The organism is Salinivibrio sp. IB868, from assembly GCF_001995655.1.
Taxonomy (GTDB): domain Bacteria; phylum Pseudomonadota; class Gammaproteobacteria; order Enterobacterales; family Vibrionaceae; genus Salinivibrio; species Salinivibrio siamensis.
Map to the genome: position 1 here is coordinate 124,186 of NZ_MUEW01000003.1, position 15,887 is coordinate 140,072.

The window sequence follows — 15,887 nt, forward strand, 5'->3', positions numbered from 1 at the left end:
CATCAATCAACTCGGTAGCTAACAGGCATACCAAGCCTTATGACTTTGTTTATTGCTTTCACGTTGGCCAATGCTTCGCCAACTTGTGCATCGTAGTTACGTAGTGTCAGCTGAGGGCTGATTAACGTTTTGTATCGAGACATGCCTGTTTCTGACAGAGAGCGTTGGTGATAACCTTCTTCTCGTTTCCAGTTTGCCAAGTTACCCGACTTTAAGGCGCTGACGGCTGCATTGCGAGGATGATCATTCTCCCAATAACCCGTATTGCTGCGCGGTGGGATGGTCGGTTTGATACCTTTTCTCCTGAGCACCTGATGACAGTCTTTCGTATCGTAAGCGCCGTCAGCACTGACTTGGGCAATTTTTCGGCGTAACGGGTTGAGCAGCGTCGGCAAGGCTTCATTGTCACCAACAGACGCTAAGCTAACGACGGCAGAAATCACTTCATGTGTACTGTCGTCAATCGCGAGATGCAGCTTGCGCCAAACACGGCGTTTTTCCTTGCCATGTTTGCGCATTTTCCATTCTCCCTCGCCAAACACTTTTAAACCGGTGGCATCAATGACGACGTGAGCAACGGGCCCACGACTGAGTAATCGGTAATTAACTTCAACCGTCTTCGCCCGTTTACTGATACAACTGTATGACGGCGATTTTAGCGGTACGTCCATCAAACCAAATATCGAGTCGAGAAAGCCTTGAAGGGCGCGAAGAGGGAGCTTGAAAATGCCTTTAACCATCAGTGCTGTTTCAATGGCACCATCGGTAAACGTAAAGCCTCTGCCTCGTTTTCCATGATGCTCTTTGCAGTGCCAAGTCTGGATAGCGGCGTCATCAACCCAAAAGGTAATCGAACCACGATTAATCAGTGCTTGATTGTATTGCTTCCAATTGCTGATTTTGTACTTGGCTTTGCTCATCATCTGTGACCTGTTTGAGGCGTTGATGATCTGATCGCGGCTCGGATGATAAGTTCAATGATTTAGGAAACAACGCCTTTCAAATGTCTATATGATCATCCAGTCGGCCTTCGAAGTGAATGGTCAGCTTCGATAGCGTCAGAGTCCAGTTCTGCACCGGGTGCGACCAACGCTCAGACGCCTTTAACATACTTGTGGAGAATAGCTTGAGCAAGCTGTTCTCGTTCACAAAACCGCCTTTTTTTTAGTCATTTGCGGAACAGGCGGTGCACGATCTCAACGGCGTTCGTCGTATAAGTGGCGGTACGCCTGAATTCAGATAATAAGTGCAACACTCATGATTAAACTGGCGAGAGGAAGTCAACCACTGCTGATAGTGGAACGCTTCTCATCGCCAAAAATCAAAACGTGATTACCATGAGTTACTAGCAGTTGACTGAAGTACAACAATACCAGAATTCTGTCCTTTTGGCTCGTGGCTGTTCACAAACAGTCATTGCCGAACCCCTTTGTCTGCCTGAATCACACTTAAACGCCTAGATAACGATCACTCAATATTCTGAATCTGCTCATTGAGTAGCGGTCTAGACCCTAACAAACTCAATAAGTTACCGAAAAGAAACCGTTCAAAAATGCCTGTTTGCCCACCAAACTGCCCACCACTTGCCTATGGCTTTTACTGAATCTTAGTGGTTAGCAATGGAAAAACAGTGCCGTTTTTATGCTGCTGTTAGGGTCTAAAAATAGCAGTTTTGAAGGGTTTTATCGAGTAATTTTTCCAACGGTCAATCTGCTAATAGATACAATAATATCCATTTTATAATTTAATTCGCTATAATTGACATAACTGTATCCACTTGGTCTTTGCGGATGAATTTTACCTTACTTGATGATACCGATGTAAGCCAAGCTTATGCGACTTATTTACGTGAGTTACGCAAGCAGGCAAAGCTGTCACGAGCGGCGCTTGCTGAGCGAAGCTGCGTACCTGCGGCCACTATTAAGAAATTTGAGCTGACTGGGCAAATTTCATTTCGCCAATTGTTGTTGCTATGGCAGACACTTGATTCGCTAGATAGGCTTTATCAGCTCACGCAACCTAGCAAAGAACGTGCTGCTATACCCACGAGTATTGATGAGGTGCTAAAAGATGAGTTTTAAACCTATTCAAAAACTCACTGTAACTCGTACGCTAAGCTCAGGTGAACAGATATCTGTTGGAGTCTTGGCGCAGAATCGGCAAGGCGTTTTTTTTCAGTATGCTGACGACTATTTGCAGCAGTTTGGCAATTTATCACCGTTTACCTTGCAAGCGAATACGCAAGTTCAAGCCGCACCTAAAGCGCCGCACCAAGGAGTACATGGCGTATTTGGAGATTGTTTGCCCGATGGCTGGGGCATGCTGTTGCAAGATCGTATTTTCCGGCAAAAGGGTATCCTGCCTAATCAATTAACGGCGATGGATAGACTGGCCTTTGTCGGTGATAAAGGCATGGGAGCATTGTCTTTTTCTCCGGTGTCTGAGTTTTCAGCCACGACGAACGCGGATATTGATTTAGCTACGTTAGGTTTAGAAGCGCAAACGCTGTTCGATGCTTCAATGTCAGATTATATGGATGATAATCACGATGAGTTAGATGGGCATACGCAACAGGTGTTGGCTGCATTAGTCGCCGGTGGTAGTTCGGGTGGAGCAAGGCCCAAGGCGCAGATTTATATGCCTGCTGGGGAAACTCAGCATTGTCGAACCTTTGCTCAGCCTGGAGATGAGGCTTGGCTGATTAAATTTACCTCGAAGAATCTAGCGCTCGGCCATGAAGAAGGTTTGTGTGAGGCGGTTTATTTGCAAATGGCCGAGCTTGCCAAGTGCCAACCACCAGTCTGGCAACTCATTGAAGCACCATCTTCAAGCGGTGCATCTGCCTGGTTAGCGCTTAAGCGTTTTGATTATGTCACGGAGCAGACCAATTTAAGCGGCAATCGCAGTTCAGGTCGCCTACATATGCACAGCGCTTGCGGGCTGCTGGATGCAGACTTTCGAACGCCAAGTTTAGATTATATTGACTTAATTAAAGCCAGCCGACAGCTCTGTAAATCGCCAGCCGCTGGGCAGCTGCAATTTCGCCGTGCCGTTTTTAACCTGCTGTCGTCTAATCAAGACGACCACAGTAAAAACTGGGCGTTTTTGCAAGCGGATGACGGTCAATGGAACCCTGCACCTTTTTACGATGTTACCTACAGCCCACACCCATTTAACGAACACGCCACTGCGTTCGGCGGTTATGGCAAAGCGCCACCGCTTAAGGTAATGCAAAAACTTGCAACCAGTGCTGGCTTTGCGAATTGGAGTGATGCGAGGCAAGTGATTAAAGAAGTCGCAGAAGCCATCAGTCAATTTGCTTATCTTGCGACGCAACAAGGGATCAGTAAAACAACCGTGTCTGCGATTGCTAAGACATTGGATCAGCGCAAACAGGAAAATGCAGCGCTTTATTATCGCTAAGTCTCATCCTTAAACTCAGCTGAACGTGTTGTGTCAGGGGCGCTTTTACGCCCCTGTTTTAAGCTCCTTTGCGCAGCACAAACATGTGGTAGCCAAACTCGCCTAGGTAGCCTTCATAAATCGCAATTTCTCGCTCGATATCTGCAATGGCGTTTGAATTTGGCATGCTTGCTTTTACTTCTGCTACTCGCGCTTTGAGTGGTTGATAGTAATCGTGCCATGCTCGTTCACTTAAGGTGAAATGATCTATCACATCAAAGCCTACTTGGCGCATTTGGTCTAAGCGTTTTTCGACGGTTTGCATATCTGGGTATTCACCTTTCCAGAAAGCGACTGCCTCTTGGCTTGGGGTATCGGTTAACCATATTAGGTCACTGATTACCATGAAGCCGCTATCAGTCAGCAATTTACGCCATTGGGTTAGCGCTTGCTCAACGCCCATTATGTAAGCCGCCGCTTCTGACCAGATGCAATCAAAGCTTTCAGGTGTAAAAGGCAGATCCGTCATGCTGGCACAGCTTAAGGTAACGCGGGCATCTAACCCCTGCTCTGTGAGGCGTTCTCCGAGTTCATCCAGCGCACTTTGCTCGTTATCCACTGCCACAATCTCGGCTTGGGTGTGCTTTGCCAATAAACGGGTTGAAACGCCTTTGCCGCAGCCAATATCAATGATCTTGGTCGGTATTGTTGGCAGTGTGGACAAGGCTTTTAGTGTATCGGCATCAGAACCAGGCCCCCAGCGTTCTAAGCCTTGGAATACCGTCATAAAGTCGGCCATGTATTGATCGTGTTCGTTCATATCTTTTGATAACCATTTCAAATGCAGGGCTTGCTGTTCATTAAAGCCTTGCTGCTTTAACCAATCCAGATGGGCGTCTGGCGCTAATTTATCGGTCTGTTGGTGCCAAAGACGCAGCGAACCTTCACCCAGCAAGGCGGCAAGTAACGCGCGAGCTTGTTGCTTTTTAGCGATGTCTTCGTCCAACTGCTGCAAGCGCTTTTCGAGTACAGAGCGCTGCACCTTGCTGTCCAAAAAGGATTTACATTCCTTAAGTGTTAAACCGCCCGCTTGCAGTTGTTGCAACAAGTGCAACTGCTGAATATCTTTATCTGAATACAGCCGATAGCCGTTGGTTTGGCGAACACCCTGTAACAACCCCAGCTTCTCGTAGTAGAGCAAGGTTGACCGTGACAGCCCGACTTTTTCAGCTAACTCAGAAATGCGATACATAGATAAAACGTCCTTTCCGTTCTTTTTAATTATGGCGCGGCTGGCTCAAACAGACCAGAACACGGATGACGATAAACTATGAAGTTATAGACAGGTCAAATGTTGTTAGCAAAAAATATCGTTCAGTTTTGATTGGTTAAAAGCTTAAATGCCGCATTCAGGTCTACAAATTGTTAACTATGAAGTCACTTTGTGTAGACCTATAACTGCTGAATTTCCCCGTTCGGTAAAACGCATAGAAGAGTACTCCACTTGCATTTCACACTTTTACGCGCAGAAAAGTGCGGAATTTTACATTTTTATGCGCATAAAAGTGTAAACGGGTTCTGGTTGAGTATAAATCAGCCCCTTAATAGCTATCTTTCTTCTTTGAAGCTGGCTGGCATTGTTTGCCAAGTTTTAGCGATGTGGACATGAGCAAATGCTATAAGAATATGACGCCCTTATTTTTTATTTAGCAATTGGATGTCTTGCAGCTTTCTTCCCAGCTCGTCATCACGGGCGACCTTGGTTAGGTCGTCTAACAAGCCGAGGACTGCCAAAACCTTAACGTAGTGACCAAGTGAAACGGAAGGATCACCTTTTGATATTTTACGCAGTGTTGGCTTAGAAATCCCTGTCCTACTATGCATCATTTCTTGAGTAATGCCGCGTCTCTTCATCGCCAATGTTAAGTTTTCTCCCAAGATGTTTAACATCTTCCTTTGTCTAGGGAATATGACCGCAGTGCGTTTTGATTTTGGCTCGACAGTATCCATAATGAAACTATAATTTCTTAAATCTTAATTTAGTGAAATTATAGTTTCACTTTTATCGTCAAGTTGTAAAGCAATAAATTGCCAATCTCTCGAAGTAAAGTGAGCCAAGATCTGAACAGGTCCTGTCGATTAGATCGACATATCAATTTTATATGTCGATTTTTTACTGTTATTTCGACATAACTTTTTTATGTGTCGATACATTCGACATATCAACTCTTAATCCAAACGACTCACCGATACAGGGGTTTGAGTAGGGAACTTCAAAGCAGCACACTGTTCCTTGGGCATCAGGGGCAGTCTGGGCAACGCCTTAATTCACGCCACTTAGGCACACACTAACCCTGCCCACATGGCATTTATTATTTGGGGCACTATCTACAAACTGGGGCAGCTAGCTAACTATACCCTCAGAAAGCTGCACGATCTGGGCATTTATCTACCTACTGCGTCCGTTTAGTACTGTCAAACTCCTAACTGAACTTAACAGATCAGTGAGGAAGCAAACGATGAACCCAACGACACAATCATCCACCACATCAACACACCCAGCGCGTCAGCAGCGGATTTTGCGCTTGCCCGAGGTCAAGGCCAAAACCGGCTTTGGCCGCAGCACCATTTATGCCTTGATGGCCAACGGAGAATTTCCGCGATCCATTCGTATTGGTGCGCGTGCCGTGGGCTGGCTAGAAAGCGATATCGACCAGTGGATTGAATCCCGCCGTATCGGTGCTGCTTATGACTGTAGATAAACCATCCGTACCAACCCCGTTACCTGCCAGTGAGATGAATAGCAACGCGCAAACATTACCGTCTGGTTTTGCCTATAACGCGCAAAACTGGCTGGTGATGCAACCAGCAGGGCAAGATAGCCCGGTTAAAATCTGTTCTTGGCTGCAAGTGGCCGCCCGTACCCGCGATCCGCAAGGGGACAACTACGGCTATTTATTGCACTGGTTAGACGATGACAATCGCCATCGCTACTGGGCCATGCCCGCAGAACTATTGGCCGGAGACGGCAGCGAGTACCGCCGAATCCTACTCAACCGAGGAATGCGGCTTAGTAACAGTGTCAAAGCGCGGCAGTTGCTCTCGCTCTTTATTCAACAAATGGGTGAACTGGCCACGCAAAAGGCCATTAGCGTGAACTGTATTGGCTGGCATCACCACGCTTATGTGCATCCGCGCCTCACCTTTTACCCAAGCGAACACAGCAACAACCCGCGCATGGTGTTGCAAACCATGCACCCGATAGAAGGCTTTATTCAACAAGGCAGTAGCGACAGTTGGCGGCAGCACGTTGGCCGTTATTGTCTGGATAACCCGCTATTGATTGTTGGTGTCTGCGCTGCACTGGCCGCGCCATTGTTGCACTTGTGTGGGGTGGATGGTTTTGGTTTACACCTCTATGGTGCCAGCAGTACTGGTAAAACCGCGGCGCTGTATCCGGCGTTATCGGTGTGGGGCGAGCCTAATCAGCTGCGCCATAGTTGGCGTGCCACGGCCAACGGTTTAGAAGGCACAGCGTTAGCGCATAACGATGCCTTGCTGGCGCTCGATGAAATGGGCGAAGTTGATCCCAAAGAGGCGGGTGATGTCGCTTATATGCTTGCTAATGGCCAAGGTAAAACCCGAGCGGGGAAATACGGTGAAATGCGCTTACCCGCCCGTTGGCGCTTAGTGTTTTTATCCACTGGCGAAGTGACGCTCGAAAGCCACCTCGCCAGTATTGGCAAGCGCGTAAAAGCCGGCCAGCAAGTGCGCGTGATTGATCTCAGTGCCGATGCTGGAGCGCAAATGGGCGTGTTTAACCATAGCCATGGCATGAACGCCGCCGATCTAGCCGATCATCTAAAACAGCAAAGTCGCCAACACTACGGCTGCTTGGCCTTGGACTGGTTACGGTATTTAACGCAGCACAGCGCGCAGGTGCGCCCCGTTTTCCAAAATGTACGCCAACGCTTTTTAGCCAGCTTACCTCCCGAGTCAGACGGCCAAGTGTGTCGAGTTGCCGAAAAATTTGCCTTACTGGCCAGTGCAGGCCTGTTAGCCATTCAAGCCAAAGTACTTGATTGGCCAGCTAAAAGTGTCGAAGCCGCCTGTTTAAGTCAGCTTAACCAATGGATACTCGCCCGTGGTGGTGTGGCTGCCAATGAAGACCAGCAAGCCATTCGCCAAGTACGCAGCTTTATTGAGCAACATGGCGAAAGCCGCTTTACGCCCAAACAAACCGGTTGCAGCAGCCAAGTACGCCAACGTGCGGGTTGGCTTGATACTACTGGCCCACATACTCTCTATCTGTTTTACCCAACCGGCTGGCGTGAAGCCACCGAAGGTCTCAGCCCAGATCGCGCCGCCAAAGCGCTGATGGCCGCAGGCTACCTAATCCCTGATGGCTACCGACCACAGCGCAAAGTCAGCCTGCCCGACAACACCCGCCCACGCATGTATTGTGTTAAAGGCAGTATTTTGGATGATTAAAAAGGCGATGAATCCTGTGTGGGCTTGTCGCCTTGCAGTGTACCGCCAGTCAACATACGTATTTGGCGAGGTTCAAAGTCTAAAGCGGACAATATCGCTAGTGTACTGGCTGTGTACTTAGCTATTCGATACATCGTATTGACTATATTAGTGCCATTTCCAGTTTATGTTTGCGCTTCACCCAATCTGGTAGAGAGCGTTCGAGCAAACGATAAAACTCTGGACCGTGGTTGTGGTGCTCTAGGTGACACAATTCATGAATGATCACATACTCAATACATTCTTTCGGTGCTTTAATCAGATCACGGTTTAAGGTCAGCGTTCCGCTTTTTGATAGACTGCCCCAGCGTTTTTTGAGTTGCATGATTTTAATTTTTGGCTTGTCTGTATCTGAATGTTTGAACTTGTCCCAACAATCCGAAAACACCTTATTTAAATGAAAATCGGCTTTTTCTCGATACCAATCATTAAGTAGCGACTCCACATGGTCTGGTTTACCATTGGCAGACGTTACCCAAAAAAAGCCCGCTTTCAGCGCAACACCGTTGTCACTACCTACTTCAATTTTTAGCCGATACTTCTTACCGAGATACAAATGGCTTTCACCACTGACGTATTTGCGAGAAGGGGTTCTTGGGGCAAACTGGTCAAAGTAGCGAATTTGACGTTTGATCCACCGAGCGCGCTTTTTAACTTTAGCTTCAATGGCCTCACGGTCGGTGCCTTCAGGTGCTTTCACAAAAACTGATTTATCAGGGTGAACTGATATTTCCAGCGACTTGCGTTTAGAAAAAGCCAGCTGGAAGGGGATTTCTCCCCCTCCGTATACGACCGCTAGCCTTTCAGCACTTGCCGCTGGTGCCTCGGCCTGCTTGATGGTTGACGACATCAAGAATGCCTCCGGTGCTTCGCAACTTGCATGGTTTTCTCAATGATTTCGTCCATTTGCTCTAGGCTCAGCGTCACGCCGTACTGCTCTTTGACTTCGTCATAAAGAAAATCGTCAATATCATTCATCGCCGTTTTTTGAACGTCGGCATCGTCCCAAAAATCGACCTTCCAATGATCATCAATGATCTTTTGTATCGCTAACGATGTTTGTGCCGCAATGGCATCAAGTTGAGCATCATCTAACTCGTTGAGTGTTGCCACTTGCTGAAACTGCGGCTTAATCAAGCCAAAGTAGGCACACGCTTCGTCGTTTTCACGAATGCAATCAGGCATATCATCATGCTGCTTCGTGGCCACTTTGTTACGAATATCAATCACTCGGTTGAGATATTCTAAGTCTGAGATGCGCTTGGCCTTAAAGTCATCAATAGCGGCTTGGATCAGCTTCGAAAACTTCTCATAAAACGCAGGGTCTTCATCCATATTCTCCGAAATGCTGCGCTTCGTGGCGTGGGCGATGGTGTCTGCCTTCGACGCCGTAGTTTTGGTTTGATAAACCCCTTGCTCTTCTTTCACAGCGGTAAACATTTTTTCATCAAAAATATTCACTGGCTCGTTAAGCTGAGTCACTTCATTGGCCTGAATATGGGTATCCAGCAGCTTTTTGATTTTCGGCTCGTAGTCGCGATAATCAATCGCCTCGGCGTAACGCAACTTAACCGCTGCCTTTAAGTTCTGAAAACGCTTTAAATCGTTTTTATAGGTTTGCAGCTTCTTCTCATCAGAGCTCATGATGAACTGCTCAGACGATAAAGCGATGGCTAAAGATTTACTGTATGTCGATAAACATTCGTAAAACTCTTCACGCAACTCGTCATCGGCCAACAACACCTCATAGGCTTCTTCGTCTTTTGAGTTTTTAACGGCTTTAAACAAATCCCATAAGTCAGAGTAACGTTGTGGCAGTTTAAACACTTCTTCGTTGATGGAGGTGAGTGTGCCTGCTAAGTCATCTTCGTCAAACCCTTCAAAGGCTTCGTACATGGTTAGGGCTTTATCCAGCTCGCCCAATACGCTGGCATAGTCGATGATATAGCCAAACTCTTTGCCTTCGTAAAGGCGGTTAACCCGAGCGATGGCCTGTAATAGCGTGTGCTCTCGCAGGGTTCGGCATAGATACAGTACGGTGTTGCGCGGCGCATCAAAACCGGTTAATAGCTTATCCACCACAATCAATATTTCAGGGTCATCGCCGTGTTTAAACTGGTTGATGATTTGCTTGGTGTACTCTTCTTCAGAGCCAAAGCGCTTCATCATTTTATTCCAGAACTTACCCACCTCATCGGTTGGCCCTTCGTCCACTTCGTCGTGGCCTTCGCGGGTATCAGGGCCAGAAATCACTACCTCTGTGGTGACGGTGCCAATCTCTTGCAAAAACTGCTGGTACTTTAATGCCGCCGGTTTGCCTGGGGCAACCAACTGAGCCTTAAAGCCAGTGCCTTGCCAGTTCGCACGAAAATGCTCGCTGATATCAAAGGCGCGCATATATATCACTTGATCAGCTTTGTTTAGCATTTCAGCGCGGGCGTATTTCTTTTTAAGGTCGGCCTTTTGCTCTTTGCTTAAATCGGCGGTGTGGCGTTCAAACCAGAGATCGATAGCCGACTGATTCTGCTCCATCTCAATATGTCGGCCTTCGTACAGCAATGGCAATACCGCTTCGTCGGCGACCGCTTGTTTAATGGTGTAATGCGGCTCAATCAGGCCGCCAAACTTGGCAAAGTTATTCTTTTCTTTTTTCAGTAGCGGTGTACCGGTAAAGCCAAGAAAACAGGCATTAGGCAGCATTTGGCGCATTCGGGCGGCCAATGAGCCAAAGTTAGTGCGGTGACTTTCATCGACCAATACAAAAATATCGTGCGACTCATCCACAAACTTCTCGGCCACCCAGCCTTTGTCAAATTTATGAATAAGTGTGGTGATCAGGCCCACTTTGTTTTTCAGGTGCTTAACTAAGTTTCGGCCAGACGTGGCACGCTCGCGGCTTAAACCACAGGCGGCAAAGGTATTGCCCAGTTGCTTATCAAGATCATCCCGATCGGTAACCAAAATGATTCTTGGGTTGATAAGCTGCGGCTCAAGCGCCATAGCGCGGGTGRGCATCACCATGGTGAGCGACTTACCCGAGCCTTGGGTATGCCAAATAACACCCCCTTGGCGGTTTTCTTTTGCACCATTGCCTTTATTGGTCAGACGCTTAATTCGGGCGATAGTCGCTTTAATCACAAAATATTGCTGATAGCGGGCTACTTTTTTAATGCCACCATCAAACAGGGTAAAGCGATACACCAAATCTAATAAACGCTCTGGGCGGCACAGGCTGTGAATGGCATTGTCTTGTTCCGTCACCAAGCGTTTACCTTCTGCCTCTAGCGCATCAAAAAATGGCCGTGCGGCGGCAAACTCGCCACTGAATAGCTGTGCTTTAGTGTCTTCGTCTAAAGTGGTATTTATGCCTTTATCGACATCAGCGGGTTTATCTTCCTGCTCTTTCCACACGCCCCAAAACTTCTTAGGTGTGCCTGCTGTAGCGTATTGGGCGGCGTTTTTATTCACCGCCAACACTTGCTGCACATAAGTAAACAGGCGTGGAATATAGTCATCACCCTGATTACGAATGTTTTGTGATACGGCTTGCTCAACATCCACTTTTGGTGATTTACATTCAATCACGCTAAAGGGAATACCATTGACAAACAGGACGATATCGGGGCGCACGGTATCTGTGCTGCGCGCGCGCTCAACCGAGAACTCAGCGACTACATGAAAGTTGTTGTTCGACGGCGTTTTCCAGTCGATAAAGTTTAAAGTGAAACTTTTCGAGTCCCCCTCAATGGTTTGCTCCATGGCTGAGCCCAAGGTGATTAAATCGTAAATCGACTCATTGGTTTTTTGCAGGCCATCAAACTTAATATTTTTGAGCTTTTGGATCGCAGTTTGAATGTTCTCCTCGCTAAACAGATACTCGCCACCTTTATAGTTAATGCGATTAATCTTTTTTAGCTGCTGGCGAAGCACTCCTTCCAAAATCACATTGGCACTGCGCCCACCCCGTTCGGCCAAAGCCTGCTCAGGGGTAAGGTACTGATAACCCAAATTGATTAACTGTTGCAGGGCAGGAATTTGCGACAAGTACTTTTCGTTAAACTCGAAGCCCGAAGGCTCCGAGTTTGTATCGTAATTGACTGGAGGTGTGCTCATGCGACGCCCTCCCTAGAAAGCTCCTGACAAGTCTCCTCAGAGAGGTGCTGAGAACTACCAACTTGCCACTCACCTGTAAGCAGTTTTTGCATCAGACCGCGTTTTTGGCTGCGGTATTGTTCTAAGGTCTTTTTGAGTAAACTGATTTCTTGTTTACTCAGATTTAGAACATGGGCAATGTTCTTTTGCTCTTCTTTGGAGCTTGGCACGTGAATGTGACAACTGAGGAATGTGTCGATTTTGACAGCCATTCGCTCAACCAGTGTCCCTTCAACCATAGTTGCAAAAATAGCTATCTGCCTTGAACACGTAAGCGCGTAAGTCAAAAAGTCAGAGTCAATTTTATTTTCATCAACCTTAAGTACTTCATAAATTGGTGATAGAACCACTTTATGCTCAACTTCCGACCTGGCAATCGCTCCCCATCTTAGATTTGCGGGATTAAACACAATATCTTTTGGATGTACGACTTTGTATTTTTTGCCACCTTTGTCGATAACAAGAAAATCTCTGTTATAACGATCAGTTTTGGCAGTTACTCCGTTTTCTATGGTCAATGAGTAGAGAGGAGCTTCCTCTGAAGGAACTTCTCTTTCATTACGCACAGTGACAAAAGTCGCTATTTTATGCTTTTCCCAACCTGAATTAGTTGAATTTCCGGGTTTGAAATACGTTTGACACAACCACTCAAACTGCTTTTCCATAGCCGCAATTAACGCCTCTGTTTTTTCGATAGCGTTGTCCCAAAGAGCTAGCGCACTAGCGATCTTCTTCTGTTCACCTTTAGGCGGTATAAGGATTGGAACCTTATTGAGGTCCTTCTGGCCTATGTTTGCCCTTACCACACCTTGTGAACGCCGGATCATCTCTCTCCTAATACTGCTATTGTTGAAGCAGTAACCAGCAAATAAAGGATCTAGAAGCTCCTTTTTCTGTCTACCACGAATAACGAAACCGCCAAATGTTATTTTTGCTTCATCAAGATAAACGGATGAAAATGCAATTTCATCTGGTACTTCTGATGTACGGTTAAATAGAATGTCGCCGTATTCTACTGAGTACTCTGTTTTTTGTTTTTCAGTAATTTCCACCTTTCCAAGAATATTGCTCTTTTTCATGAAATTTCTTTTGAAGATGTCCATTACGTTTACGAACTCAGTACCAGAGCCGTAGGCATTTTTATCTGCATTAACACCGTTTTTAAACTCCATAAAGGTGCCAAGAGTTGTTAATTTCCAACCGTAGGGCGCCGTTTTTAATTTACTCATTTATCACCCTCCAACTTCTTCTGCGCACGCGCCAACTGGGGAATGCCTTTTTCCGGCGTTGGTAAATCCTCTGGCATGGTGCCACCCAGTTCTTCAATAGTGGCGCGCACTTTGGCACCCACTTCAAAATGGGTTTGGTTGGCTTGTTTTTTATTCGAAACCTGATCACGCTTTAGTTTTTCTTCCGTTTGCGTGGCGCGGAACAGGTTAGCGGCAAGCTCGGTACTGCCCATATGGTCGAGTATTTTCTGGCTCTTTTTTAAGCCTTTGTGCTGGTGAATGGCTTTATTGTCTAACCCACCATACAAGCCTTTGTAGCCATGGTTTTGGAAAATGGCGTAGTCCAAACCAGACTCAACTCCTGCATCACGGGCCGCCGCAGCCAGTTGCTTGTTATGATCGGCCAATTCATTGCGCAGCATTAGGCGTTTTTGGTCTTCATTTAACTGCTGAAAGCCAGTGTCATCCTGTAGTTCTTGACGACGGGTTTGAATAGCAAAATAGGTCTGGCCATTGGCGATCACTGGCTTGCTGGCATCACCGTTTTGCACAATGAGGTAACAGGCGTAACGGGAAAGCTGATAATCACGGGTAGTTCGCTTAGCCCCCGAGCCAATATCGACCATTTTTCCCACCTGGGAAAAATGGTCTTCACTCGACTGGCCGGAGCCCTCACAAGCTGTGATCGCTTTTTTGATAACACGCTCAAACTTGTCCCAAGTACTGTAGTCAAGAACAGTCTGTAACTCTCTGGCATACCAAAACTCGGCGCCTTCCGATTCATGCTTTAAGCTTTCAAAGCTAGTGTGTTCTGGTTGGGTAAGCTGCTTATCACTCATAGCGCACCTCCCACCATTTTGTTGGCGTCAACAAAATGGTTATTGTTCGTCATACTCATTCAGCCACCTCCGTTGTGTTGTTTTGCGCCTCGTTAGGCACGATATCCTTTAACAGTGCCGCCATTTTGCCGCGAACCTCGGCAAGTTCGCTTTCAAGGCTGGTGATCTCAGCCTGTACTGCGACAATATCGACCTCAACTTCTTCTTCAAAGGTGTCGACGTAGCGCGGGATGTTCAGGTTAAAGTCGTTCTCTTTGATCTCGTCAAAGGTGGCTAAATGGGCGTATTTTTCTACCTCTTCACGGGCGGTTACCGCTGCAACAATTTTGTCTAGGTGCTCATCTAGCAGGATGTTTTGGTTTTTCCCTGCTTGGTAATGGTCTTTGCCGCTGGCATCGACAAACAGCACGTCTTTGCGGTTTTCATTGGCGCCGCCTTTCTCACGCGAGCGATCAAATATCAGGATTGCCACTGGAATGCCGGTACTTGGGAACAAGTTACCGGGCAAGCCGATCACGGCATCTAATAGGTTTTCTTCAATCAGTTGTTGACGAATACGGCCTTCGGCTGCGCCTCTAAACAGCACACCATGAGGGACTACTACGGCAATGCGGCCTTCTTTTTCAACGGCGGCTTCAACCATATGGCTGATAAAGGCAAAGTCGGCCTTTGATTTAGGTGGTAGCCCGCGCCAGTAACGGTTGTATCTGTCGGATTCAACGTCTTCTGAACCCCATTTGTCGAGTGAAAACGGTGGGTTGGCGACCACGTTATCAAACTTCATCAGTCTGTCATTTTCGACCAGCGCTGGTGAGGTAAGGGTGTTACACCATTCGATACGGGCGGAGTCTGAGCCGTGCAAGAACATATTCATACGCGCAAGCGCCCAAGTGCTGCCGTTGACTTCCATGCCGTAGAGCGAGTAATTGCGATCGCCCACTTGGCGTGCGGCTTCAATCAGTAAACCGGCTGAACCACAGGCAGGGTCACAAATACGAGCCCCCGATTTTGGTGCAGACAGGCGCGCAACCAGCTCAGAGACTTTATGGGGGGTGTAGAATTCACCGGCTTTTTTACCTGCATCGGAGCCAAAGCGCTCAATAAGGTAGATGTAGGTATTACCAATCACATCTTCAGACACGCGCGACGGGCTCATGTCGAGAGCGGGCTTGTTGAAGTCGTCTAGCAAGGTTTTTAGGCGACGGTTACGATCTTTGGTTTTACCCAAATTGGCTTCGCTGTTGAAATCGATGTTACGGAATACGCCTTCTAACTTGGCTTTGTTCGCGGTTTCAATATGCTCTAAAACAATGTTGATCAGCTCGCCAATGTTGGGTTCGTTTTTACGCTCTAACAATGAATAGTAGTTGGCCAAGAAGGTGTCGGTAACAACGGTTTTCTTCTCTTTGGTTGCTGGGTCTTCAATTTCTTCTGTGAGTTCAACCATTGGCAGCACAAAACGCTCGCGCTCAAGCTTACGTCTGATACGGACGTCATCGTCACCGTACTGTTTTTTGTATTCGGCGTAGTGGTCATTCCATACATCGGAGATGTATTTTACGAACAGCATTACTAGGATGTAGTCTTTATATTGCGCAGGGTCTACCGCGCCTCGGAAAGTATCGCATGCAGCCCATGCTGCATTGTTGATGTCTTTTTGTTGAATCTTGTCGTTCATATCTTTAGTCATATAAATTCCTCAAATCTGGTCAGTGTCATAAAGCGGGGCAGGCTA

General features: G+C 47.1%; 12 protein-coding genes and 1 pseudogene. 4 read left to right on the forward strand and 9 right to left on the reverse strand.

The window, feature by feature from the left end:
- Positions 1 to 2 precede the first annotated feature (2 nt).
- Together BZG20_RS04085 and BZG20_RS16050 are read right to left on the reverse strand one after the other, a co-directional pair.
- The gene (locus tag BZG20_RS04085) at positions 3 to 920 is read right to left on the reverse strand and encodes an IS5 family transposase (RefSeq protein WP_077578206.1); all 918 of its coding nucleotides are present in this window, start codon (positions 918 to 920) and stop codon (positions 3 to 5) included.
- A 79-nt stretch (positions 921 to 999) separates the two neighbouring features.
- Positions 1,000 to 1,237, reverse strand: a pseudogene (locus BZG20_RS16050) (IS256 family transposase); the annotation flags it as partial.
- Positions 1,238 to 1,790: 553 nt separating this feature from the next.
- Here BZG20_RS16050 and BZG20_RS04095 point away from each other — a divergent pair.
- On the forward strand, positions 1,791 to 2,081 hold the full coding sequence (locus BZG20_RS04095) for a helix-turn-helix transcriptional regulator (RefSeq protein WP_077578207.1): 291 nt from the start codon (positions 1,791 to 1,793) through the stop codon (positions 2,079 to 2,081).
- Positions 2,071 to 3,423 carry a type II toxin-antitoxin system HipA family toxin gene (locus BZG20_RS04100; protein WP_077578208.1) on the forward strand — a complete coding sequence of 451 codons (1,353 nt, stop codon included), beginning with the start codon at positions 2,071 to 2,073 and terminating at the stop codon, positions 3,421 to 3,423. Before BZG20_RS04095 ends, BZG20_RS04100 begins: the two co-directional genes overlap by 11 nt.
- A gap of 58 nt (positions 3,424 to 3,481) precedes the next feature.
- On the opposite strand, the gene BZG20_RS04105 is transcribed toward BZG20_RS04100, so the two are convergent.
- Together BZG20_RS04105 and BZG20_RS04110 are read right to left on the reverse strand one after the other, a co-directional pair.
- Positions 3,482 to 4,654 (reverse strand): MerR family transcriptional regulator, encoded by a 1,173-nt coding sequence (locus tag BZG20_RS04105; protein ID WP_077578209.1) that lies wholly within the window; start codon positions 4,652 to 4,654, stop codon positions 3,482 to 3,484.
- Positions 4,655 to 5,097: 443 nt separating this feature from the next.
- Positions 5,098 to 5,412, reverse strand: coding sequence for a helix-turn-helix transcriptional regulator (locus tag BZG20_RS04110; RefSeq protein ID WP_012518681.1), 315 nt, complete (start codon positions 5,410 to 5,412; stop codon positions 5,098 to 5,100).
- A gap of 509 nt (positions 5,413 to 5,921) precedes the next feature.
- Between BZG20_RS04110 and BZG20_RS04115 the strand changes: the two genes are divergently transcribed.
- Entirely contained in the window at positions 5,922 to 6,164 is a 243-nt protein-coding gene (locus tag BZG20_RS04115) for an AlpA family transcriptional regulator (RefSeq protein ID WP_077578210.1), read from the forward strand.
- On the forward strand, positions 6,151 to 7,893 hold the full coding sequence (locus tag BZG20_RS04120; RefSeq protein ID WP_077578211.1) for a DUF927 domain-containing protein: 1,743 nt from the start codon (positions 6,151 to 6,153) through the stop codon (positions 7,891 to 7,893). The genes BZG20_RS04115 and BZG20_RS04120 overlap by 14 nt, the downstream gene beginning before the upstream one ends.
- A gap of 142 nt (positions 7,894 to 8,035) precedes the next feature.
- On the opposite strand, the gene BZG20_RS04125 is transcribed toward BZG20_RS04120, so the two are convergent.
- The 5 genes from BZG20_RS04125 to BZG20_RS04145 are packed head-to-tail and all read right to left on the reverse strand — an operon-like array spanning position 8,036 to position 15,842.
- Positions 8,036 to 8,782, reverse strand: a complete 747-nt coding sequence (locus tag BZG20_RS04125; RefSeq protein ID WP_077578212.1) for a SprT family zinc-dependent metalloprotease — start codon at positions 8,780 to 8,782, stop codon at positions 8,036 to 8,038.
- Positions 8,782 to 12,045, reverse strand: coding sequence for an HsdR family type I site-specific deoxyribonuclease (locus tag BZG20_RS04130; RefSeq protein ID WP_077578213.1), 3,264 nt, complete (start codon positions 12,043 to 12,045; stop codon positions 8,782 to 8,784). Before BZG20_RS04130 ends, BZG20_RS04125 begins: the two co-directional genes overlap by 1 nt.
- Positions 12,042 to 13,313: a restriction endonuclease subunit S gene (locus BZG20_RS04135; protein WP_077578214.1), complete on the reverse strand. Its 1,272-nt coding sequence runs from the start codon at positions 13,311 to 13,313 to the stop codon at positions 12,042 to 12,044. Before BZG20_RS04135 ends, BZG20_RS04130 begins: the two co-directional genes overlap by 4 nt.
- Positions 13,310 to 14,152: a DNA damage-inducible protein D gene (gene dinD / locus BZG20_RS04140; protein ID WP_077578215.1), complete on the reverse strand. Its 843-nt coding sequence runs from the start codon at positions 14,150 to 14,152 to the stop codon at positions 13,310 to 13,312. Before dinD ends, BZG20_RS04135 begins: the two co-directional genes overlap by 4 nt.
- A gap of 55 nt (positions 14,153 to 14,207) precedes the next feature.
- Entirely contained in the window at positions 14,208 to 15,842 is a 1,635-nt protein-coding gene (locus tag BZG20_RS04145) for a type I restriction-modification system subunit M (protein ID WP_241829517.1), read from the reverse strand.
- Positions 15,843 to 15,887: the final 45 nt, after the last annotated feature.

What these genes read in the sequence shown, in the direction of transcription:
- BZG20_RS04105 (WP_077578209.1), bottom strand. Translation starts at nt 4,654, where the DNA reads ATGTATCGCATTTCTGAGTTAGCTGAAAAAGTCGGGCTGTCACGGTCA.
- BZG20_RS04110 (WP_012518681.1), bottom strand. Translation starts at nt 5,412, where the DNA reads ATGGATACTGTCGAGCCAAAATCAAAACGCACTGCGGTCATATTCCCT.
- BZG20_RS04115 (WP_077578210.1), top strand. Translation starts at nt 5,922, where the DNA reads ATGAACCCAACGACACAATCATCCACCACATCAACACACCCAGCGCGT.
- BZG20_RS04125 (WP_077578212.1), bottom strand. Translation starts at nt 8,782, where the DNA reads ATGTCGTCAACCATCAAGCAGGCCGAGGCACCAGCGGCAAGTGCTGAA.
- BZG20_RS04135 (WP_077578214.1), bottom strand. Translation starts at nt 13,313, where the DNA reads ATGAGTAAATTAAAAACGGCGCCCTACGGTTGGAAATTAACAACTCTT.
- BZG20_RS04085 (WP_077578206.1), bottom strand. Translation starts at nt 920, where the DNA reads ATGAGCAAAGCCAAGTACAAAATCAGCAATTGGAAGCAATACAATCAA.
- BZG20_RS04145 (WP_241829517.1), bottom strand. Translation starts at nt 15,842, where the DNA reads ATGACTAAAGATATGAACGACAAGATTCAACAAAAAGACATCAACAAT.
- dinD (WP_077578215.1), bottom strand. Translation starts at nt 14,152, where the DNA reads ATGAGTGATAAGCAGCTTACCCAACCAGAACACACTAGCTTTGAAAGC.
- BZG20_RS04120 (WP_077578211.1), top strand. Translation starts at nt 6,151, where the DNA reads ATGACTGTAGATAAACCATCCGTACCAACCCCGTTACCTGCCAGTGAG.
- BZG20_RS04095 (WP_077578207.1), top strand. Translation starts at nt 1,791, where the DNA reads ATGAATTTTACCTTACTTGATGATACCGATGTAAGCCAAGCTTATGCG.
- BZG20_RS04100 (WP_077578208.1), top strand. Translation starts at nt 2,071, where the DNA reads ATGAGTTTTAAACCTATTCAAAAACTCACTGTAACTCGTACGCTAAGC.